15 protein-coding genes and 1 tRNA gene are annotated in these 22,769 nt (G+C 41.0%); 8 read left to right on the forward strand and 8 right to left on the reverse strand.

The genetic code is table 11. The annotated features are described in order from the left end of the window. Positions 1-2 precede the first annotated feature (2 nt). From NLF99_RS16940 to NLF99_RS16960, 5 genes are all read right to left on the reverse strand, one after another. A complete protein-coding gene (locus tag NLF99_RS16940; RefSeq protein ID WP_185210668.1) occupies positions 3-956 on the reverse strand; it encodes a transketolase family protein in 954 nt (317 codons plus the stop codon). A 24-nt stretch (positions 957-980) separates the two neighbouring features. Continuing rightward, positions 981-1,829, reverse strand: a complete 849-nt coding sequence (locus tag NLF99_RS16945; RefSeq protein WP_185210666.1) for a transketolase — start codon at positions 1,827-1,829, stop codon at positions 981-983. A 491-nt stretch (positions 1,830-2,320) separates the two neighbouring features. Beyond that, entirely contained in the window at positions 2,321-2,875 is a 555-nt protein-coding gene (locus NLF99_RS16950) for a NifU family protein (protein WP_093098771.1), read from the reverse strand. A 74-nt stretch (positions 2,876-2,949) separates the two neighbouring features. After that, positions 2,950-4,299, reverse strand: a complete 1,350-nt coding sequence (gene purB / locus NLF99_RS16955) for an adenylosuccinate lyase (protein WP_254529693.1) — start codon at positions 4,297-4,299, stop codon at positions 2,950-2,952. A 436-nt stretch (positions 4,300-4,735) separates the two neighbouring features. Beyond that, positions 4,736-4,954, reverse strand: coding sequence for a hypothetical protein (locus NLF99_RS16960; RefSeq protein ID WP_185210662.1), 219 nt, complete (start codon positions 4,952-4,954; stop codon positions 4,736-4,738). A 236-nt stretch (positions 4,955-5,190) separates the two neighbouring features. On the opposite strand from NLF99_RS16960, the gene NLF99_RS16965 reads away from it, so the two are divergent. Beyond that, positions 5,191-6,540 (forward strand): acyl-CoA dehydrogenase family protein, encoded by a 1,350-nt coding sequence (locus NLF99_RS16965; protein WP_185210660.1) that lies wholly within the window; start codon positions 5,191-5,193, stop codon positions 6,538-6,540. A 390-nt stretch (positions 6,541-6,930) separates the two neighbouring features. On the opposite strand, the gene yidC is transcribed toward NLF99_RS16965, so the two are convergent. After that, positions 6,931-8,766, reverse strand: a complete 1,836-nt coding sequence (gene yidC, locus NLF99_RS16970; protein WP_254529695.1) for a membrane protein insertase YidC — start codon at positions 8,764-8,766, stop codon at positions 6,931-6,933. Between the two features lie 38 nt (positions 8,767-8,804). Next, the gene (locus tag NLF99_RS16975; protein ID WP_185210656.1) at positions 8,805-10,415 is read right to left on the reverse strand and encodes a CTP synthase; all 1,611 of its coding nucleotides are present in this window, start codon (positions 10,413-10,415) and stop codon (positions 8,805-8,807) included. Between the two features lie 240 nt (positions 10,416-10,655). Here NLF99_RS16975 and NLF99_RS16980 point away from each other — a divergent pair, with 240 nt between their 5' ends. Beyond that, positions 10,656-11,645, forward strand: a complete 990-nt coding sequence (locus NLF99_RS16980) for an aldo/keto reductase (RefSeq protein ID WP_185210654.1) — start codon at positions 10,656-10,658, stop codon at positions 11,643-11,645. A 78-nt stretch (positions 11,646-11,723) separates the two neighbouring features. Here the strand turns inward: NLF99_RS16980 and rplS are convergent, their stop codons facing one another. Continuing rightward, positions 11,724-12,068 (reverse strand): 50S ribosomal protein L19, encoded by a 345-nt coding sequence (gene rplS / locus NLF99_RS16985; protein WP_093098782.1) that lies wholly within the window; start codon positions 12,066-12,068, stop codon positions 11,724-11,726. 387 nt (positions 12,069-12,455) lie between these two features. On the opposite strand from rplS, the gene NLF99_RS16990 reads away from it, so the two are divergent. The 6 genes from NLF99_RS16990 (at position 12,456) to NLF99_RS17015 (ending at position 22,767) form a co-directional block, all read left to right on the forward strand. Then, positions 12,456-15,695 carry a SusC/RagA family TonB-linked outer membrane protein gene (locus NLF99_RS16990; protein ID WP_185210652.1) on the forward strand — a complete coding sequence of 1,080 codons (3,240 nt, stop codon included), beginning with the start codon at positions 12,456-12,458 and terminating at the stop codon, positions 15,693-15,695. A gap of 13 nt (positions 15,696-15,708) precedes the next feature. After that, entirely contained in the window at positions 15,709-17,193 is a 1,485-nt protein-coding gene (locus tag NLF99_RS16995) for a SusD/RagB family nutrient-binding outer membrane lipoprotein (RefSeq protein WP_237219441.1), read from the forward strand. Between the two features lie 208 nt (positions 17,194-17,401). Then, on the forward strand, positions 17,402-20,440 hold the full coding sequence (locus NLF99_RS17000; protein ID WP_254529697.1) for a beta-L-arabinofuranosidase domain-containing protein: 3,039 nt from the start codon (positions 17,402-17,404) through the stop codon (positions 20,438-20,440). A 142-nt stretch (positions 20,441-20,582) separates the two neighbouring features. Then, positions 20,583-20,656, forward strand: a tRNA-Pro gene (locus NLF99_RS17005). 318 nt (positions 20,657-20,974) lie between these two features. Then, positions 20,975-21,592 (forward strand): hypothetical protein, encoded by a 618-nt coding sequence (locus NLF99_RS17010; RefSeq protein WP_254529699.1) that lies wholly within the window; start codon positions 20,975-20,977, stop codon positions 21,590-21,592. 59 nt (positions 21,593-21,651) lie between these two features. Further along, positions 21,652-22,767: a DUF4861 family protein gene (locus NLF99_RS17015; RefSeq protein ID WP_254529701.1), complete on the forward strand. Its 1,116-nt coding sequence runs from the start codon at positions 21,652-21,654 to the stop codon at positions 22,765-22,767. Positions 22,768-22,769: the final 2 nt, after the last annotated feature.

Genomic DNA, 22,769 nt, shown 5'->3' on the forward strand with positions numbered 1-22,769 from the left:
TGTTATTTTCTTGTAATGACTTTACGTACTGCATTAACAATATTTGCAGCATTTAAACCGTATTTTTCCATCAATTGAGCTGGAGTTCCCGACTCGCCGAAGCTATCGTTCACTGCAACATACTCCTGTGGAGTAGGTAATTTCTGTGCCAATAATTGCGCCACGCTATCGCCAAGACCGCCAAGACGGTTGTGCTCTTCAGCGGTAACCACACAGCCTGTTTTGGTCACTGATTTTAGGATCGCTTCTTCATCCAATGGTTTAATGGTGTGAATATTGATGATTTCAGCATTGATGCCTAATTTCTCCAATTCTTCACCCGCTTGGATCGCTTCCCAAACCAAATGACCTGTTGCTACGATCGTAACATCGGTACCTTCATTTAACATTACCGCTTTGCCGATCTCAAATTTTTGGTCAGCAGGAGTGAAGTTAGGAACTACTGGACGTCCGAAACGAAGGTAAACAGGACCTTCATGGTCTACTAACGCAACAGTAGCCGCTTTTGTTTGGTTGTAGTCACATGGATTGATCACCGTCATACCAGGCAACATTTTCATCAGACCGATATCTTCCAAGATCTGGTGAGTAGCACCATCTTCTCCTAAAGTCAAACCAGCGTGTGAAGCACAGATCTTAACGTTCTTGCCTGAGTACGCAATTGATTGACGGATTTGGTCATAAACACGACCAGTTGAGAAGTTGGCAAAAGTTCCAGTAAAAGGAATCTTACCTCCAATGGTAAGACCCGCAGCGATACCCATCATGTTCGCTTCCGCAATACCAATTTGGAAGAAACGCTCTGGATAAGCTTTTATAAAGTCGTTCATTTTCAATGAACCGATCAAGTCAGCACATAAGGCTACTACGTTCTCATTTTTCTGGCCAGCTTCCAATAAACCAGCACCGAAACCTGAACGTGTATCTTTTGATTCTGTGTATGTATATTTTTTCATTACAAATACTATCGTAAACAGTGATTAATAATCGCCTATGGTTCTAGGGATTTGATTTAAAGCAGATTCTAATTGCTCGTCGTTTGGAGCAACTCCATGCCATTTGTGTGAGCCCATCATGAAATCAACACCTGAACCCATTTCAGTGTGCAATAAAATGATCACTGGTTTGCCTTTTCCAGTACGAGATTTAGCCTCGTCCAATCCAGCAATTACAGATGCCATGTCATTACCTTTGTTCACTTCCAATACGTCCCATCCAAAAGCTTCCCATTTAGCACGTAGGTTTCCTAATGACAATACATCATCCGTTGAACCATCGATCTGCGCACGGTTGTAATCCACTGCTGCGATCAAATTGTCTACTTTATTGTGAGGCGCGTACATAGCAGCTTCCCAAACCTGACCTTCTTGCAATTCACCGTCGCCCATCAATACATAAACCAAATTGTTGTCTTTGTTCAACTTTTTAGCTTGTGCTGCACCGATAGCCACTGAAAGACCTTGGCCTAAAGAACCTGAAGCGATACGGATTCCTGGAAGGTGCTCATGTGTAGTCGGATGACCTTGAAGACGAGAGTTGATTTTTCTGAAAGTAGCTAATTCGCTCACTGGAAAATAACCAGCTCTAGCCAATGTACTGTAGAAAACTGGAGAGATGTGACCGTTAGACAAGAAGAAAATATCTTCACCAATGCCATCCATGTTGAAAGATGGGTCATTTTTCATCGCGTGAAAGTACAAGGCCACAAAGTAGTCAGTACAACCCAAAGATCCCCCTGGGTGTCCTGATTGGCATGCATGCACCATACGAACAATGTCTCTTCTTACTTGCGAAGCGATCTGTTCTAATTTGTTTATATCTGCACTCATTTTAAAGTATAAAATTTCGATTATTTTGCCGATAAAGTTAGTGATTTTTAATGGAGTGCCCTTGAAAAAGCTGAATTATTTAGACCGTAACCAACGGTTCCAAAGGAATTTTGTCCACAATTCACATTTATCTGAAAATTTAAAGTCTAGGCTGTCAATTGACCTGCTCTGAATATACACATATTTTTGGAATGGTTTAGAATAACTAAAACCTAAAATTCCGATTGTCATCTACCAAAGCATCCGAGCCTTAATTTGCTCTTATTCGAGACATGTTTTGAATTTTCCGAATATGTCTCGAATATGGGTAAAAGTATTCCCGAAGCCCATGCCACATTTTTTGTCCATTTTGGAACCAAATGCCACAAAAAAAGAGTCGCCCTTTCAGGCAACTCTTCCCTATAAATTTTGATTCAGTTTATTAATACTTAAAATCTAAATCCCTTCAAACAAGGTCTAAATACTAACTACTAAATACTTTCTGTTCTATATTACATTGCATTTGCTACCACTTCCTCCACTTCAGGGACCATGCGCTTCAATAAACCTTCGATTCCGGCTTTTAAGGTAATGGTTGAAGATGGGCAACCTGAACACGATCCGCGGAGTTCCACGGTAACTGTTCCATTGTCAAAGGATTTGTAGGCAATAGCACCACCGTCCTGTTCTACCGCTGGGCGAACATAGTCGTGCAATACCTGTTGGATTTTTATTTCTACATCATTTCCTTCAAAGACTACGTCTTCTGAATGTTCAACAGGTTTCACTGCCAATTCAGATTCTACAGCGCCCTTAACGAATTCTTTCAATAAGGCTTCGATATCATCCCATTCTGCATCTTCAGTCTTGGTAATGGTAACGAAATTGCTGGCGAAGAAAACGCCATTTACAAAGTTGAACTTGAACAGTTCCTTTGCAAAAGCAGATTCCTGCGCTTTTTCTCTATCTGGATAATCCAAGCTTCCGTTGATCAACAGTTTGTTGACCAAGAACTTCATTGTTGCTGGATTTGGGGTGCTTTCTGTATATACGTTAATCGTTGCCATGAATTCTAATTGTAAAATAAAAACACAAATATACTGTTAATACCTATTGCTAAGCGTCATTACTTCGTAAAAGCTTACAGCTTTACGCCCGTGTAATTACTTGGAGAGATGGCTTTGATCTCTTCTTTCACCTCTTCTGTAACATTCAACTGATCCACAAATGCCGCAATCGTGTCCTTGGTCACGTGGGTATTGGTACGGGTCAGGTCCTTCAATACCTCGTAAGGTTTTGGATAGCCTTCGCGTCTCAATATGGTTTGGATCGCTTCTGCTACCACGGCCCAGTTGTTTTCAAGGTCGGCTTGGAAGGCTGCTTCGTTCAAGATCAATTTCCTCAATCCTCTCAAAGTAGATTTGATTGCGATCAAGGTATAGGAGAATGGAACGCCGATGTTTCTGAGAACAGTGGAGTCGGTCAGGTCTCTCTGTAATCTGGAGATTGGAAGTTTTGCTGCTAGGTGTTCCAATACCGCATTTGCCAAGCCTAGGTTTCCTTCAGCATTTTCAAAATCGATAGGGTTTACCTTATGTGGCATCGCTGAGGAACCAATCTGTCCTGCAGTAATCTTTTGTTTGAAGTAATCCATGGAGATATAGGTCCATATATCACGACAAAGGTCGATAATGATATTGTTGATTCGCTTTAAGCCATCGCAGCTGGCAGCGAAGTTATCATAGTGTTCAATTTGGGTAGTGGTTTGCGATCGATCAAGGCCCAATGTTTCGTTAACGAATTTATTGCCGAAGGCCACCCAATCATGATTCGGGTAGGCAACATGGTGCGCGTTTAAGTTTCCAGTTGCTCCGCCGAACTTAGCTGAGAATGGAACTTGGTTCAACAGGTGCAACTGTTTTTCGATACGTTCTACAAATACTTTGATTTCTTTTCCTAAACGGGTAGGAGAGGCAGGTTGTCCATGTGTACGGGCCAACATGGAAATATTCTCCCATTCTGCACTCAGTTTTTTCAATTCCTCCAGCAATTCGCTGATGGCAGGTTGGTAAACCTCTTTCAGGGCATCCTTCCAGGAATGCGGGATTGCGGTATTATTGATGTCCTGGGATGTCAAGCCAAAGTGGATGAATTCAAGGGAGTCATGCAGACCTAATTTCTCAAATTCATTTTTCAGGAAGTACTCCACGGCTTTCACATCATGGTTCGTTACCTTTTCTGTATCCTTAATCCATTGCGCATCTTCCAAACTGAAGTTTTTGTAGATATCACGTAACTTATCATTTAAGCTACCATCAAAATGGCTCAATTGCGGAATACCTGATTCACTGAGCGCGATAAAGTATTCTACTTCAACTAAGACACGGTATTTTATTAATGCGAACTCTGAGAAGTAATTCGATAGATCTTTGGTGGTATTGTAATATCTGCCATCAATGGGTGTGATTGCAGTCAATGGGGATAAAGTCATTTTATTTTCTTTAGTACGGATGCAAAAATAAGAAATAGATGTGAGATATGGGAAATGGGAAATGGGATTTGAGATGTGAGATATGAGATGTGTGACAGTGAGTGGGTAATTTAATGGGGATAGATTTGTGATTTGAGATGTGAGATATGAGACAGTGGGGGTGTAGGTTATTGGGGATGGATTTGAGATGTGAGATATGAGATGTGTGACAGTGAGTGGGTAATTTAATGGGGATAGATTTGTGATTTGAGATGTGAGATATGAGACAGTGGGGGTGTAGGTTATTGGGGATGGATTTGAGATGTGAGATTTGATACAGTAGAGATGTAGGTTAATATCTCAATACTCATATCTCAATACTCATATCTCCCTCCCATAAACAACAAAAGCTCGTTTCTTAAACGAGCTCTTGATGTATTTTTAAAATCTGTTCGGATTATTGAACGTTTTTCAAAGAATCAGCGATAGAATCACCAGTTGCACGAACTGAATCAGCAACATTTTCTAATGAATCAGCTACGTTTTCAGTAGTTGAATCTACAACGTTTGACAAAGAGTCAGCAGTAGCTTCAGTTTTAGTTTCTGCGTTGTTACAAGAAGCAACACCGATAGTTAATGCTAAACCTAAGAATCCGAATTTGAATAAATTTTTCATTTTTAATTTTCTATTTAGTTGAAACAAATTTGTTTATTTAATTCTTAATACCCAATACCTAAAAAGGTAACCCAAGAAAAGATATTTTTTTAAAATTTTTATTGAACCTTTTGATTTTCAGTCGTTTGATTTTAAATATTTTCCTTAAGGCAGCGCAAATATACTACTGTTTTGCTGATTTGCAACAAGAAAAAACAAAAATTGTTATATTTCTGTTAAATTTTTAAAAGAATACTATGCTAGAAAGACTACAGAACATCCTAAAACTCATGAAATCAGTGGATTTGGAGCAATTGGAGAAGATATCGAAGAAAGTGGATTTGGCGGAAGTTTTGGGTGCTGTTTCGAAAATGGACGAAAATCAGCTCAAAATGGCCATGAAAATGTTGACTGGAAGTAAAAAGAAAAAAGATCCACCTCCAATCAATGCTGACTTTTATGATATATCGGCAAAACTTTCGGAAGAGGATAGAGCCCTGCAGATGAAAGTCAGGACCTTCCTGGAAACTGAAATACAGCCCATCGTCAATAAATATTGGTTACATGATGAATTTCCTTTCGAGATCATTCCCAAGTTGAGGGAGCTCAATGTCTGTGGTTATGTTTATGATGGTTATGGCTGTGCAGGTGGTACTTCCCTTATGGATGGTATTATTGCCGCTGAATTCGGCCGCGTCGATCCTTCCATTGCTACCTTCCTGGGTGTACAGAGCGGTTTGGCCATGGGGTCTATCTATATGTGCGGTTCGGATGAGCAGAAAAATGAATGGTTGCCGGCCATGCAACAGCTGAACAAAATTGGTGCTTTCGGCTTGACGGAACCTTTGGTGGGTTCTGCGACAGCTGGTGGTTTGACCACGACCTGTAAACGTGATGGAGATAATTGGATATTGAACGGTCAAAAGAAATGGATAGGTAACTCTACCTTTTCGGATATTACCATAATCTGGGCAAGGGACCTGGATGACCAACAGGTGAAAGGCTTTATTGTCCGCAAGGAGAATCCTGGCTTTGCCGTAGAGAAGATCAAGGATAAGATGGCCTTGCGCATTGTGCAGAATGGCCTGATCACCTTGACAGATTGTGTTGTTCCGGAATCAGATCGTATGCCTTATGCCAATTCCTTCAAGGATACGGCCAAGGTGCTTCAGATGACGAGGGCAGGAGTGGCGTGGATGGCTGTTGGATGTGCTCGTGGAGCCTATGAAAATGCATTGGACTATACCATCAAGCGAGAACAATTTGGTAAACCCATCGCTTCCTTCCAGTTGATCCAAAACCACCTGGTTGAAATGTTGTCCAATCTGACCGCCATGCAAACGCTGGTTTTCCGTCTTTCGGAATTACAGGACGACGAAAAACTTAGAGATGAACATGCTTCCTTGGCCAAGGTCTTCTGTACCCTTCGCATGCGCGATATCGTATCCAAGGCCCGCGAGGTAATGGGCGGAAACGGTATCCTATTGGAATATAACGTAGCTCGCTTCCTTGCAGACGCCGAAGCTATCTACTCTTACGAAGGAACCAAAGAAATCAATTCCTTGATCGTTGGAAGAAGTATTACGGGATTTAGTGCTTTTGTGTAAAGGGAGATGTGAGATATGAGATAGGAGATTTGAGATAGAAAGGGTACATATTATCGATTCTAAAATCCATAAAATTTATCAAGATTGATATCTCATATCTCAATACTCACATCTCAATACTAATAAAATAGTTATTACGGTTGATATCTCATATCTCAATACTCACATCTCAATACTAATAAAATAGTTATTACGGTTGATATCTCATATCTCAGTACTCACATCTCAGTACTAATAAAATAGTTATTACGGTTGATATCTCATATCTCAATACTCACATCTCAATACTAATAAAATAGTTATTACGGTTGATATCTCATATCTCAATACTCCCATCTCAATACTAATAAAACAACAATCCCCGGTTTTTTCTGACCGGGGATTGTTGTTTTATTTTTTGTCCTTATTCTGTTGAGCGGCTTGTTGAGCTCTCATCATTTCTTCCATTTTCTTTTGGAAGGAGGATTGTTTCTTTTCAGATGCTGGTTTCTTTTTGTTTGCTTCGATACCTGCAAGGATCTTGTCGTCGTTTACGAATTGACGGATGATCACTTGGGTTAAGAAGGTAAGAACCGCAGACAGGAAGTAGTAATAGTTCAGACCTGCTGGGAAGCTATTCAATACAAAGAAGAATACCAATGGCATGATGTACCCGATGTATTTCATTTGGTTGTTTACAGCTCCTGATGTGGAGTTGTTGTACCAAGTGGTCAACAAGGTTGTCAAGGTCATCAAGATACACATGAACGAGATGTGGTCTACACCTAATAAAGGAAGAGGTGCAAAGGTGATCGGCGCATCGTATGTTGATAGGTCTTTGATCCACATGAAGCTTTCTCCACGTAATTCGAACAAGTTCGGGAAGAAGAAGAAGAATGCTAAGGTGAAAGGCATCTGAAGCAATAGAGGGAGACATCCACCAAGTGGGTTTACTCCAGCTTGTTTGTAAAGCTTCATCTGTTCCTGTTGCAATAACATTGGATTGTCATCACCAACTTTTGCTTTGATCTCGTCCAGCTGAGGTTTTAACACACGCATTTTACCCATAGATTGGTAAGACTTGTAGGTTAATGGGAACATCAGGAGTTTAAGGAACAAGGTAAGGATCAAGATTACGATACCATAGTTCATGTTGAAACCATCTAAGAAATCGAAGATAGGAACGGTGATGAATTTATTGATCCAGCCCATTGGTCCCCAGCCCATATTAATGATTTTGTCGAAACCATTCCCTTCAGCCTTTAACGTTTTGTATTGGTTAGGACCGAAGAAGAAGCTGAAGCCATGAAGGCTTTCATTTTGTTTGTTTAATGCCAGTTCAGTGGAAGCACGGTAATGTTTTACCACACTGTCTTGAGTGATCAAGGTTGATTTAAGGTCTGCATTTACGAAACCTTCTTTGCTGGTCAGGATGCTAGAGAAGAAGTGTTGTTTGAAAGCAATCCAAGATACTTTCTTTTCTAATTTCTCTTCATCATCGCTAGTTTCTGAAAGATGGTCTACAGAACCGTCTACTTCTTTATAGAAGATTCCCGACTTCTCACGTTCAGACTTTACGTTACGCTCTTTTTGCAATAAAGTGGTTTCCCAGTTCAATAACATTTTATTCGAGCTTACATCCACCAAGCTTCCGATTCCAACGGTTTTGATGTCAAACTGAACGTTGTAATCATTGCCTTTTAAGGTATAGATATAATCAATGTATTTGTCTGCAGCGTATGAAAGGCGCATGGTCAATGATTTGGCGTCCTGTCCAGCGACCGAGAAGCTAGCTCCTTGGGCTTGGAAGAACAGGTCATTCGTTTTTACAGCCTTTCCAGGGATATTGAATTCAAGGCCAAAACGGTTGTCATCGCCTTCGAATAAGATAAGTTTAGATCCGTCAAAATTGGTCTCACCCTTAAGTTCAACTGATTTTACACGACCACCTTTGGTGCTTACGTTTACTTTAAGGAGTTCGTTTTCCAACGTAACGATCTGCTCCGAACCTACGGAAGCAGAACCAAAAGGTTGGCTCAACAGCACAGAATCTGCAACGGCAGGAGTGGTAGTGGTAGCAGCTTTTAAGGAGTCGCTGATCGGAGCCAAACCTTCTTTTGCTCTTTTGATTGAATCTTGATGTTGTTGTTCCTTTTTGATCTCGGCATCGGATGGCTTCAGGAAGTAGAAGGATCCAGCCAAGATGGCAAAGATGAAGATGAAACCTAGAATGTTATTTCTATCCATTGTTTATTAATTACTATTAATATATAGAGGTCTAAACTCTACTTTGATTTTTTATGTGTTAATGCAGCGGCTACAAAGCTAACAAAAAGTGGGTGAGGATTTACCACTGTTGACTTTAATTCTGGATGAAATTGTCCAGCAACAAAGAAAGGATGGTCCCTTAGTTCCACGATTTCCACTAAACCAGTGCTTGGATTGATACCTGAGGCAATCATTCCGGCCTTTTCGTAATCTTTTAGATACGCATTGTTAAATTCGTAACGATGGCGGTGTCTTTCAGTAATTTTTGACTTGCCATAAACGCCATATGCCTTTGTTCCTTTTTTGATTTCACAATCATAAGCACCCAAACGCATGGTTCCACCCATGTTTTTGATGTTCTTTTGTTCTTCCATCAAGTTGATTACTGGATGTGGCGTATTTTCATCCATTTCGAAGCTGTTTGCACCTTTTAGGCCCAATACGTTTCTTCCAAATTCAATAACCGAACATTGCATGCCTAAACAGATTCCGAAGAAAGGAATTTTGTTTTCACGAACGTAACGGATCGTTTCTAGCTTTCCGTCAAGTCCGCGCTCTCCAAATCCTGGAGCTACCAATACACCGTCCAAACCTTTCAGTTTTTCAGCAACGTTTTCTTGGTTGACACTTTCTGCGGCGATATATTTTACTTTTACGCGGGTTTCATTGGTAGCACCTGCATGGATAAAGGCTTCCGCGATAGATTTGTAGGCATCTGGAAGCTCCACATATTTTCCTACAAGACCGATGTTCACCTCGTCTGTTGGGTTCTTCAATTTGCCTAGGAATGATTTCCAGTTTTCTAGATCTGGTTCATTTTTGGTTGAAAGTTTCAATTTCGCCAAAACAGTTTTGTCCAATTGCTCTTTCAACATATTCAATGGCACATCATAAATCGTAGGAGCATCGATAGATTCCACTACGGCATTGATGTTTACATTGCAGAACAAAGCTAACTTTTTACGGATGTCATTGTTCAGTTTGTGTTCAGTCCGACATACTAAGATGTCTGGTTGAACACCATATTCCAATAATGTTTTTACGGAGTGTTGAGTAGGTTTGGTCTTTAGCTCACCAGCAGCAGCGAGGTAAGGGACCAAGGTCAAGTGAATTACCAAAGAGTCGTTATTGCCCAACTCCCAACGTAATTGACGTACTGCCTCAATGAAAGGTAGGGATTCGATATCACCAACGGTACCACCCAATTCAGTGATGACGATATCATATTCACCAGATTGACCCAATAGCAACATGCGGCGTTTGATCTCATCAGTAATGTGAGGAACGACCTGAACGGTTTTGCCAAGGTAGGCACCAGCGCGTTCTTGTTCAATCACATGGCTGTAGATACGGCCTGTTGTAACGTTGTTTGCTTGGGAAGTAGGGACATTCAGGAAACGTTCGTAGTGACCTAGGTCAAGGTCCGTTTCTGCACCGTCCTCTGTAACATAACATTCTCCATGTTCATAAGGGTTCAATGTTCCTGGATCAATATTGATGTACGGGTCAAATTTCTGGATGGTTACTTTTAAACCACGTGCTTGGAGAAGCTTGGCAAGGGAAGCTGCAATAATTCCTTTCCCTAACGACGAAGTTACGCCGCCCGTAACAAAGATATATTTAGTCATAACAATAATGGATTTCTAACTTAGATGCCTAGATAAAAAGCATCGTTCATCTGCTCTATGTACGGGATACAAAGGTACGAATTTTTATTAAATAAGGTCTAAAAAAAATCGTTCGAAACCAATTGTGAGGTTAACGAAACGAAAGTCAATCAGTTGGAACGGTATTTAGTCGTTTTTTTACTTTCCACAGATGGTTGTGGAATTGGAATTCTGCTAACTTTAGGGTAAAAATCAAATAATATGGAATACAGAAGAATGGGAAAGAGTGGCCTTCAGCTGAGTGCGCTGTCATTTGGCTCATGGGTCACTTTCGCCAGACAAACTGATGATAACACCAATGAGCGCCTGATGGCACAGGCTTATGAGGCCGGCGTAAATTTCTTTGACAATGCTGAAGTGTATTCTGCTGGGCTTTCTGAGGAAATGATGGGCAGGGTTTTGAAAAAGCTGAACTGGGATAGGTCGTCCTATGTCCTGTCTAGCAAAGCTTACTTTGGCTGGAAAGGCGTAGACAAGAAGCCGAACCAACATGGATTGAGCAGAAAGCATTTGATGGAAGCCTGTCATGAAGCCTTGGAAAGGATGCAGGTTGAATATCTGGACCTTTATTATTGTCATCGGCCTGATCAAAATGTCCCCATTGAAGAGGTGGTCAGAACGATGAACACCTTGATCCAACAAGGAAAGATATTCTATTGGGGGACCTCGGAATGGTCAGCAGCTGAAATCATGGAGGCACACATGATTGCCAGGGATCTAGGATTGGAAGGTCCATCAGTAGAACAGCCTGAATATAACCTGTTCAACAGAAGAAAGATTGAAGTAGATTATGATCCAATCTTTAGAAATGTTGGCATGGGCACTACCATCTGGAGTCCTTTGGCTTCTGGGCTTTTGACTGGTAAATATAATGATGGCATTCCAGAAGGTTCAAGAATGTCCCTGGAAGGCTATGAATGGTTGCGGGATAAGGCTGTTGTTAATGATAAATTGAATCGGGTGAAGGCGCTAGGAGTTTTCGCCAATGAGCTTGGAGTTTCACTGCCAACTTTATGCATAGCATGGTGCATCAGCAATCCGAATGTAACAACGGCAATCTTGGGAGCGACCAAAGAAAGTCAGTTGACCGAAAACCTAAAAGCATTGGATGTACTTCCCCTGATTACAGCAGAAGTGAAAGAAAAGATTGATGAGATTATGGGAACCAAGCCTGTTGTCATACAGAATTAAGCGCGCTTGGTTTAAGGACAAATAAATAAGGGCTTTGCAAATGCGAAGCCCTTAAATATAATTTTTAAAGTCTCTCGATTATCTTTTTGATTTGATACGAGCAGCTTTTCCGGTAAGACCACGTAAATAAAATAATTTAGCGCGACGTACTTTACCAATGCTGTTAACTTCTATTTTCTCAATGTTAGGAGAGTTTACAGGAAAAATACGCTCTACACCAATACCGTTAGAGATTTTACGAACGGTAAAAGTAGCATTAGCTCCTTCGCTGTTTAATTGAATTACCACACCTTGGTACACCTGTACACGCTCTTTATTTCCTTCGCGAATTTTATAATGAACGCTGATGGTATCTCCGGCTTTGAAAGCGGGATTTTCATTTTTTACTACCGCTTGTTCTTCTACAAATTTTACTAAATCCATGATTCTGAGTAATTAATAACGATATTTAACCTGTAAAAATCGGAATGCAATATTACAGCTTTATTTTGATATTTGAAAATTCTTTTTTAAAAATATTCCACATTTCGTCGAATGCCTGCAAAAGTAAAAAAAATATAAACCAATTCCATATTTATTCCTGAATATCCACCTGTTTTTTAAAGTATTATTTTTTGATCTGGCTAAAGCGCAATAAATGAACCTTTTAGGTTTTGTTTTTCTTGATTACACTAATGTTTACCGAAAGGTTAAAATCTAAATGTTAAGGTTAAAATACGGTTGTAATAGGGTATAATACGGTCACTATGCTGTCTTAAATCTTTGGAAATTAGGAGGTCAGAAATTGAATAACCAATAAACACTAACTAGATGAACAAAAGATTTATTACCTCTTTGGCAGCTAGTCTATTCTTCTCGACCGTTTTGTTTGCTCAAACACAACTTAAAGGCCGAGTAGTCGACGAAAGCGGGGCACCAATCCCAGGAGTTACACTAGCATTGAAAAATGGTACTGCGACTCAAACCGGTGCCAATGGTGAATTTACTCTCTCTTATGATCAAGCTGGACAGTTGAATGTCTCAGCCTTGGGATACAGCAGAAAAGTTATCAACTTATCAAATCAGACCACTCTAGAAATCATACTGGATCCCAGTACAGAAGGGCTTGACGAAGTCGTTGTCACTGCATTAGGTATTTCCAGGGAAAAGAAATCCTTGGGATATACGGTGCAGGAAGTAGGGGCGAAAGAGCTGACCCAAGCTGGTCAGTTGAATGTGACCAGTGCACTATCTGGAAAGGTAGCAGGTGTCCAGGTCAATCAATTTGGAGGAACAGTAGGAGCGTCATCCCGGATCAGTTTAAGGGGGAACTCCTCTGTAAAGGCTGATCAGCAACCCCTGATCGTAGTCGATGGGGTGCCTATTTCCAATGATACTCAGCGTTCCGGAGATAATACCTATTCAGGTGTCGATTACGGATCAGGAATAAACGATATCAATCCTGAAGATATCGAAACAATAACCGTCCTTAAAGGAGGTTCAGCTGCCTTATATGGTATGCGTGCGGGTAATGGTGTAATCTTGATTACAACCAAATCAGGTAAGCGAGGTGACAAAGGCATACAGTTATCCTATGATGGTAACTTCTCTGTGGACCAAGCGGCCTACTTGCCAAAAGTCCAAAACCTATACGGTCAAGGATATAATGGTGATGAAAAACACTATAATGACTTTCAGGCAACGAATGGCAAGATCTCTTATCAAGATTATGCGCAGACTAAAGGTTTCGCCTATGTGGATGGAACAGGGCAAACAGGGGTATGGGATGGATTCGATGAATCATGGGGACCGCGTTTGGATGTTGGGCTGAAACTGCCGCAATTTGATAGTCCGGTGAATAATGGGGTTCGGACTCCTACGCCTTGGGTTTCTCAAAAAGATAATATCCGAGACTTTTTCCAACCTGGATTCTCGATGAACCATAACCTTTCCATTTTAGCCCAAAGTGATAAATCGAGCACTCGTGCTTCCCTGTCATTTAGGGACCAAAATGGTACAGTTCCGAATACCGACCAAAAAAGGTACAGTCTGCAGTTGAACAACAATACCAGCATCTCAGAAAAAGTTTCATTCGATGTGAGCACCAATTATACCCGTACAGAGAGCGATAATATCTTGAACCAAGGTTATGATGGCAACAACCCGATGAACGGATTTATTTGGTCAGGTAGGCAAATCAATATGCAAAGCCTAAAAGACAATTGGGATCAAAGGGATGAACAAGGAAACTATACCTATTACAACTGGAATACCAATTATCATGTGAACCCTTATTTCAATATCTATGAGAATACGAACTCCTACAAAAGGGATCGTTTTTTCGGAAAGAGTTCCTTGTATTACCAACCTTTTGAATTCTTGAAATTCGAAGGACGTGCCGGTCTGGATTATTACAATTTAAAGGCCTTTGAGCAAAATTATTATAACAGTGCCTTTCCTTATGGTGGATTCCGCGACCGCAAGACAGACAATACAGAATTAAACCTCGATTTCATTGCAACCTTCAACAAGCAATTCGGCGATTTCAACGTTTTGGCATCTGCTGGAGCGAATTACAGGAACCTGATGTGGGAAACCAATGTAATGGGAGCGGATGCTTTGACGGTTCTGGGAGTATATACCATTGCCAATAGGGTCGGTGATGCGGTTACCACAATGGACCATAGCCATGTCCGTTCGAATTCTGTTTTTGCGACTGCCAACCTAGGCTGGAAAGACCAGATCTATATGGACTTGAGTGCCAGAAATGATTGGAGTTCCACAATTAAGGATGATTTCTTTTATCCTTCCATCAGTATGAGCTGGTTGCCTACGAGTAGTTTCCCGAGTCTGAAAAATAGTGTGTTGAACTTTTGGAAAATCCGAGGTGGCTGGGCAGAGATTGGTGCGGGTACTACAGCATACCAGAATAGAGCATATTACTACCCGCAGAACAACGCATTTGGGGGGGTAGCACAGATGTTCCGCTCGATGGTGTTCCCGAATGAAAACCTAAGACCAGAGCAAATCAGGACTTGGGAGATCGGTACCGAGATCGGTTTCTTGGATGATAGAATCCATGCCGATGTCGTATACTACTATAAATCAACAAAAGATCAGATCTTGGCGGTAACGACTTCCAATGTGGTTGGATTTAGTTCCATGCTGCTAAACGCTGGAGAAATTGAGAATAAAGGTATTGAGGTGCAATTAAGAGGAGATGTGATTAGAAAAGAAGAGGGCTTTAATTGGACGACCTATATCAATTATGCCAAAGATAACAGTAAGGTTATCGAACTCTATCCAGAGCTGGACTTAAATGTTTATCAGATTGGATGGACTTGGGGTATAGCCAATGTTGCCCGTAAAGGCGAACGTTGGGGCTCGTTGATTGGCGGGGGATATGACCGCGTTGAAGACGGACCGATGAAAGGTGCGATCAAGGTGAATAACCGAGGTTTGGTAGTGAATAAGAATGCCCAGATTATTGGAAATACTACGCCTAAATTTTTAGCCAGTTGGCGAAATGATTTCAGGTACAAGGACTTCTCCATGGGCTTTATGTTTGACCTACGCGTTGGAGGTGATATCTGGTCACAAACCATGAGCCACTCCTATACAGCTGGGGTTGCATCCATCACTGCAGAGAACGGAATTCGTGAAAAGGCGATCGTGGCAGGTAGAGATGTGATGACCGATGAGAAATTCGTTATGCAGGATGCAAACGGAAACTGGGTTGAAAATACAATCGAAACTGACGCGCAGACTTGGTTTGAAAGCGGTGGTATTGCTCAGACCTATGTTTTTGATGGTTCATTCCTGAAACTAAGGGAAGCATATCTTTCATACAATGTTCCTTCTAGATACCTACAGAATATGCGTGGTATCAAACGAGTAAATCTGTCTTTGATTGGTTCCAATCTAGCACTGCTTTGGACACATAAATCCAATACTATGCGGATAGATCCTGAAACAGGAGGTGTATCGAGTGATAGCCGTGGGGTAGGTTTTGAACAAGCTTCAGTGCCTTCATCTCGCAGTATCGGTCTTAAGTTGGGGGTTACATTTTAAGAAAACAGAAATCATGAGAATTAAATTTAATAGATATACAATTGCTTGCTTTTTGATGATAGGGCTGGCAACATCAAGTTGTACCAAATCTTTTGAAGAAGTCAACACTGATCCTGATGCGCTGACCGAGGTGCCGCCAACCAATATCTTGGCCAATGTATTGCGCAATACCGGTGAATCTTTTGGGGGTGATGTGGATGGCTACGGTACTTTTGCAGGTTATATCGTGAAGATCCAGTATATGGACTATATGGGGGGATTGGTCCCTACCAATAATACCTTCGGAAATAGATGGGCGGCATGTTATTATAACAACACGCAGTTGCAGGAACTGATGAAATTAACCGATGCAAGTCCGGATGGTTTTAAAAACATCCGTTTTGTGTCCCGTATTTGGCAAAATTATATGTGGTCCTATTTGACCGATGGATGGCGTAATGTTCCCTATTCAGAGGCCTTGAAAGGGGCGGAAGATAAGGGCAATATCCTAAAGGCTGCCTATGATAAGCAAGAGGATATTTATCCTAAGATTTTGCAGGACTTAAAAACCATTGCTGATGAAATGGCGGCAGGATTAGGGACAGATGAGCTGGGTGCCGGCGATTTCATCTATGAAGGTGATATGGAAAAATGGCAGAAGTTCTGTAATTCCCTTCGTCTTCGCCTTGCCATGCGTATTTCGGGGGTTGCTCCAGCATTAGCCAAATCGACCATTGAAGAGATTGCAGGCAATTCAACCAAATACCCTGTTTTGGAAACCAATGCCGAGAACTGTTACCTTAAATATCCTGGAGCAGCTCCATATTACGAGCCTTGGTATAACAACGGTATCGTAGGCAAGCGTATAGACAATTTTGGGATGGCTGATATTTTTATCGATCATTTATTGGAAACAGAAGATCCAAGGATTGCCAAAGTAGCAAACAAAACCTCCGATGGAGTTTATCGTGGCTATCAAAATGGAGCGAAAAGCGGACCTACTCCCTTAACTTCCATTTCATTCATTGGTGATAAATACATGAACGATCCTGTTGGATTTACGCCATTCTATAAATCTTCTGAGACTTTTTATATCCTAGCTGAAGCTGCGATGCTTGGTTATAATGTTAAAATGACCGCTCAACAGGCTTATGAAAAAGCAGTCAGGATTTCTATGGAAGACAACCAGATTGCAGAAGCTGATATCGTGAAATATTTGGCTGGCAAAGGAAAATGGAATAATACGAAAGACCGTATCTATTGGGATATGTGGGTAGCCTTGTTCAAGAATAATTTCGAAGCATGGACCCTGTACCGTCGTACCGGTATTCCGTCTACCAATTACCCTTCATTGAACTCTATTTATGGCAAAGCGCATAACGATCAGCCATTCCGATTACCATATCCAAACAATGAATACCTTTATAATGCAGCCAATGTAAATAAAGAAGCAGAAAAACTGAAAGATTTTGTTTGGGGTGAACAGATGTGGTGGGATAAAAGAACTGGAAAATTTTAATTATTGTTAAACAAAAACCTAAACCTAGAAAGAGCCATCAGCGGATGGCTCTTTTGTTTTTTACGGAAGTTAAAATCCTGTAAATACTGGCTAAAAAGGGATTGAAGATATAGGAAGTTTTTTTCCAACTTTAAAATCTGAGAAATCTAGATCAGGAAAACATTATTTATTTAAGTATTCAAGAATTTTTATGGGTCTTACAAATAGCATGGCAAAGATATTTGGGTTGTTGATCGTTTGGATTGGCGGAGTTAACCTGTTGGTAGCTCAAGAGTCGGGGGATCAGATATTGGATGGAATCGGTGAAACTGGCATGATCGCACGGTATGTGTTTGATGGTAGTCTCAAGGATTGGTCAAGGAATGGCTTGCATGCCAATTCGAAAAACAACCAGCCCAAATTCATTAAAGATGAAAAGTTCGGCAATGTGCTTTCACTTTCTGGAGGAAAGGATGATTATCTGACCTTGCCTGCTGGGACCTTAAACGGCTTGGAGTCCTTAAGTATTTCGGTTTGGCTTTCCTTGAAATCGGACGGAACAGGACAGTATATCTTTGACTTTGGAAAGGATAATAACCAACATTTCTTTGCTGCACCTTTTGGAACTTCCTCTCAAAAGGGTTTTCAGGCATTGATCACCGAGCAAGGAGAAAATAAAGGCGGAGCCATTGCAGCAGTGCCTGCATTGAATAAGTGGCTACATGTTGCAATTGTAGTCGATGTATTTTCGAAAAACATCATTACTTATGTAGATGGAAAACAGGTCGCCGAAGGCAATGAAATCCCTAAAGAGATTGCCAAGTTGTTTGAACCCTCTGGAAAGTTCAATATCGGGAAATCCTTGTCAGCTGATGGGTCTACTTTAAATGCGTTAGTTCATGATTTCCGAATCTATAGAGTTGCCCTGACCAAAAAACAGGTTTCGGGAATCTATTTTAACGGTCAGAATGCCGTTCGTGAGGACAAGAAAACAATGGGAAAGGCAGAAGATAATCTTCCGACCTATGAATTGACAAAAGCACAGCTTTATAACCAGTATTTGCTTAAAGTTTCGGACGTTAACGTAGAGACTGCATTGGGTGAGCTTCCTCGATTGCCTTCTTTCGTGGAGGGTGAGTATAAAGAAGGTTTTCAAGGACCGAAGGTTCGTGTTCTATGGCCAGCAGATATTGATAACGATGCGGTATTGAAAGCCGGAGAATATGTGGTAACTGGGCGGATCCCAGGAACAGACTTACAACCGAAAGCTTTTGTAACGGTGAAGGGCTTTGCTGACAGCAAGACCCCATCCGAGAAACTATTGCCTTTTGAACTGAGCCAGGTATCCTTGAATGCGGATAGCCATAATGAAGAAACTAAATTTATCGAAAACCGTGATAAGTTCGTCAATACTTTAGCCAAGACCGACCCAAACTCTTTCTTGTACATGTTTCGCCATGCCTTTGGCCAGAAACAGCCTGCTGGAGCCATTCCTTTAGGGGTGTGGGACAGTCAGGATACCAAACTCCGCGGACATGCCACCGGACACTATTTGACTGCTATTGCTCAGGCCTATGCGAGTACGGCCTATGATAAGACTCTACAGGATAACTTTGCCCAAAAAATGGACTACATGGTGAATACTTTGTATGATTTAGCACAGTTGTCTGGAAAAGCTAAAAGCAATGGAGGTGAACATGTTTCAGACCCCACTGCCATACCTGTTGGTCCTGGCAAAACCGCTTTTGATTCTGATTTAACAGAAGCTGGTATCCGTACCGATTATTGGAACTGGGGCGAAGGATTTATCAGTGCCTATCCACCGGATCAATTCATCATGCTGGAGAATGGAGCTACTTATGGCACCAAGGTTACCCAGGTTTGGGCACCCTATTATACCCTGCACAAGATATTGGCTGGACTTATTGATATCCATCAGGTTTCTGGAAATAAAAAAGCGCTTCAGGTAGCCGAAGGAATGGGCGAGTGGGTTTATAAACGCTTGAATAAGATTCCGAAGGATAACCTGATCAAAATGTGGAACACCTATATCGCAGGTGAGTTTGGAGGGATGAATGAATCCATGGCGAGGTTGTATGAGATCACTAAGAACCCTCATTTCCTTGCTACGGCTCAGTTATTCGATAATATCAAGATGTTCTATGGTGATCCTGAACATTCACATGGCTTGGCAAAGAACGTGGATACCTTTCGTGGTTTGCATGCCAACCAGCATATTCCTCAGATTGTAGGAAGTATTGAAATGTACAAAGCTTCCAATGATCCGAATTATTTCAAGATTGCGGATAACTTTTGGTACAAGGCCGTCAATGACTATATGTACAGCATTGGTGGTGTGGCAGGAGCAAGAAACCCTGCAAATGCAGAGTGCTTTATCAGCCAGCCAGCTACACTATATGAGAATGGTTTTTCAGCTGGTGGGCAGAATGAAACCTGTGCTACCTACAACATGTTGAAATTAACCAGTGATCTGTTCCGCTTCGATCAGCGCGCAGAACTCATGGATTATTATGAAAGAGGGCTCTATAACCATATCTTGGCTTCAGTAGCTGAAAACAGCCCTGCAAATACCTATCACGTATCCTTGAGACCGGGAGCAAACAAGCAATTTGGTAACCCCGACATGAAAGGATTTACCTGTTGTAATGGTACCGCAATCGAAAGCAGTACAAAATTGCAGAATACGATCTATTTTAGAAGTAAGGACAATAATGCACTTTATGTGAATCTGTTTATTCCATCTACCCTGAACTGGGAGGAGAAAGGGATCACTATAACGCAGACTACCAGCTATCCTAAACAAAATAGCACCCGCTTGGACATCAAGGGAAATGGCAAGTTTGCAGTAAAAGTTCGTGTACCTAATTGGGCAACAAAAGGATTCTTTGTGAAGATTAACGGTCAAGATCAAAAAGTGGAAGCTAAGCCAGGTACTTATCTTGCAATTGAAAGGGACTGGAAAAATGGCGATAACATAGAATTGACCATGCCATTTGACTTCCATTTGGATCCGGTCATGGATCAACCCAATATTGCGAGTTTATTCTATGGTCCAATTCTATTGGCGGCACAAGAAACCGAACCTCAAAAGGAGTGGAGGAAGGTAACCTTAGACGCAAAGGATTTAGGGAAATCCATCAGTGGCAATCCTGAGAAATTGGAATTCCAGATTGACGGCGTGGTTTATAAACCGTTCTATGATACGTATGGCCGTCATTCAGTGTATTTGGATGTGACCTTAAAATAGTCTTTTTATCTGCTTTTTACGATGGATTTTAAAAATATCCATCAAATAGTCAATGGGTTACACAGAAAAATTATTTAAGGTATTGGATTTAAAAAATATCCCCTTATATTTGTGCCACACAAAATCAAAGGTGATACCTTTTCGGGGTGTAGCGTAGCCCGGTATCGCGCCACATTTGGGATGTGGAGGTCGTAGGTTCGAATCCTGCCACCCCGACACAAAAAAGCTCGACTTAGGTCGGGCTTTTTTTGTGTTCGGGTGTGGCAGATTCGAACCGTGGTTCGATCCGAAGGAGCTTCAGGGTTAGAGTTTGGGGCCTGTGGGGCTGAAGCAATCCTGCCACCCTTGCGTAGTATTTAGTAGAGAGTATTTCCGTCCCAATAGAATGTGATTCAATTTACTTCTTCCCCTAATAAAAATCCAGAAATCAAAAGACCTCAACTTGGGGTAGTTTTTTTGATTCCCTGTGGCAAAATCTATCGGTCTTTCGTTTTAGTTTAAAACTAATGTTTATACACCTAAAAATTTAAAGTTATGCGAATTAAATCAATTATTATTTCCTTGCTGATTCCTTTTTTATTTTTATCCTGTGAGAAGTCAGATCTTAAATATGAATCTGAATTTAAGGACAGTTATGATGTTTTTCAGAAGTTTAAAGCGAACAGCAACAACAGCTACTTTTACATTGTTACGGGGAATTCATATTTTGGATATTCTTGGGAGACAAAGCTGACGATTAAGTCTGGAAAGGTTGTAAAACGCGAGTTTTATTTTACTGCGTTTGAATCTGTGCAATTGCCGGCAAATGGCTGGACATCGAATGAGCTAGATGAGATCCTTAAGAAAAAGGGGAAAGAATTTGAGAAACAATTAAAAAAGGAGGGTATAACACTTCTTGAATTCTTACAGTGGACCGAAAACGAAAATAATCTTGGGAAATTAGGTGCTAAAGTAGGGTATGCATCCCAAATCAGGACCCTAGATGAAATTTATAAATTAGCAGAAACGGATTGGATAATCAAGCGTAAAAATGCAAAGCTGTATTTTGAAACTAAAAACAACGGTATGATTTCCTTAGCTGGTTATGTTGAGGGCAATTGTCAAGATGGGTGCTTCAATGGCGTAAATATCAAAAGCATTCAGGCGATTTGAGGAGGGTTGGGGTAAAATATCTCTTTTTTCGATAGATTCATTTTCTGAAATTAGTAGCTATGAAGAGATTCCTATTGACTTGCCTAATCATAATACACTGTTTGGCAATTAGCCATGCCCAATATATTGAGGTGAAAAATCCAAGTAAGCATCCTAGAAAAGAACTGATTTCCATTCCATTTCAAAAATTTAAGGAACATTTTAAGGTCGATACGGTCTTTAGTATTCTCGATGAAAGAAATCAGCATGTTCCCTTTCAATTAGAAAGGTTGGGTGCTGACATTCCTGTGAATGTACTGATCCAAGTGGAGCTTCCTGCCCTGACTACCATAAAATATAAGCTAGACAAACAAGCAGGAACTGGGATAGAACCAAAAACCTTTGCTCGCTATGTGCCTGAACGTTTTGATGATTTTGCTTGGGAAAATGATGTCGTGGCTTTCCGCTTATATGGAAAGGCATTGGAAGGCAGAAAAGATGATGGTCAAGGGATGGACTATTGGGCGAAGAGAACCGATAAATTGATCATAAATAAATGGTATAAGGTAGAAAACTACCATCAGGATAACGGGGAAGGAATGGATTATTATACCGTTGGGCAAACGCTTGGTGCAGGAGATGTAGCTTTACTTTCCCATAAAGGTTTGAAATTTACAAAGCATTATCGTCGATACCAGATCTTGGATAACGGACCCTTAAGGACCACCTTTAAATTGGAGTATGATCCGGAGGAGTTGGACGGGCAGGAAGTGAAATTGAATAAGATAATAAGCTTGGATGCGGGCAGTAATTTCAATAAAATAGTGTTGCAGGTTCAAAATAGTAAAGCCAGTAACACTGCAATTGCGATCGGGGTTGCTAAACGGAAAGAAGATCAGCCAAAAATTGCAGTTGGGCAAAAAAATGAAACATTGGCCTATTGGGAGCCGGAAATTGCAAATAATGGACAGATCGGAATAGCGGTCATCATCCCAAAGCAAAAGGTCATTTTAGATTCCGGAAGGCCTGAGCAATTCTTGCTATCAAGCAAGGCTAGGAACGATGAAGATTTTGTGTATTATAATGGTGCGGTTTGGAATCGAGCTGGAAAGGTAACTTCTGCTGAAGAATGGAATAAGGCTGTTGAAGCGGAGTATGAAAAGATAAAGAAATCCTTAAAGTGGGTGCTTAAATAAAA

The sequence above is a fragment of the Sphingobacterium sp. LZ11T8 genome, assembly GCF_024261425.1.
Lineage (GTDB): Bacteria > Bacteroidota > Bacteroidia > Sphingobacteriales > Sphingobacteriaceae > Sphingobacterium.

Coding starts and splice junctions, on each gene's coding strand:
- NLF99_RS16980 (WP_185210654.1), top strand. CDS start 10,656: ATGGAATACAGAAGAATGGGAAAGAGTGGCCTTCAGCTGAGTGCGCTG.
- NLF99_RS16950 (WP_093098771.1), bottom strand. CDS start 2,875: ATGGCAACGATTAACGTATATACAGAAAGCACCCCAAATCCAGCAACA.
- NLF99_RS17010 (WP_254529699.1), top strand. CDS start 20,975: ATGCGAATTAAATCAATTATTATTTCCTTGCTGATTCCTTTTTTATTT.
- NLF99_RS16995 (WP_237219441.1), top strand. CDS start 15,709: ATGAGAATTAAATTTAATAGATATACAATTGCTTGCTTTTTGATGATA.
- NLF99_RS17015 (WP_254529701.1), top strand. CDS start 21,652: ATGAAGAGATTCCTATTGACTTGCCTAATCATAATACACTGTTTGGCA.
- NLF99_RS17000 (WP_254529697.1), top strand. CDS start 17,402: ATGGCAAAGATATTTGGGTTGTTGATCGTTTGGATTGGCGGAGTTAAC.
- NLF99_RS16990 (WP_185210652.1), top strand. CDS start 12,456: ATGAACAAAAGATTTATTACCTCTTTGGCAGCTAGTCTATTCTTCTCG.
- NLF99_RS16945 (WP_185210666.1), bottom strand. CDS start 1,829: ATGAGTGCAGATATAAACAAATTAGAACAGATCGCTTCGCAAGTAAGA.
- purB (WP_254529693.1), bottom strand. CDS start 4,299: ATGACTTTATCCCCATTGACTGCAATCACACCCATTGATGGCAGATAT.
- rplS (WP_093098782.1), bottom strand. CDS start 12,068: ATGGATTTAGTAAAATTTGTAGAAGAACAAGCGGTAGTAAAAAATGAA.
- yidC (WP_254529695.1), bottom strand. CDS start 8,766: ATGGATAGAAATAACATTCTAGGTTTCATCTTCATCTTTGCCATCTTG.
- NLF99_RS16965 (WP_185210660.1), top strand. CDS start 5,191: ATGCTAGAAAGACTACAGAACATCCTAAAACTCATGAAATCAGTGGAT.
- NLF99_RS16975 (WP_185210656.1), bottom strand. CDS start 10,415: ATGACTAAATATATCTTTGTTACGGGCGGCGTAACTTCGTCGTTAGGG.
- NLF99_RS16940 (WP_185210668.1), bottom strand. CDS start 956: ATGAAAAAATATACATACACAGAATCAAAAGATACACGTTCAGGTTTC.
- NLF99_RS16960 (WP_185210662.1), bottom strand. CDS start 4,954: ATGAAAAATTTATTCAAATTCGGATTCTTAGGTTTAGCATTAACTATC.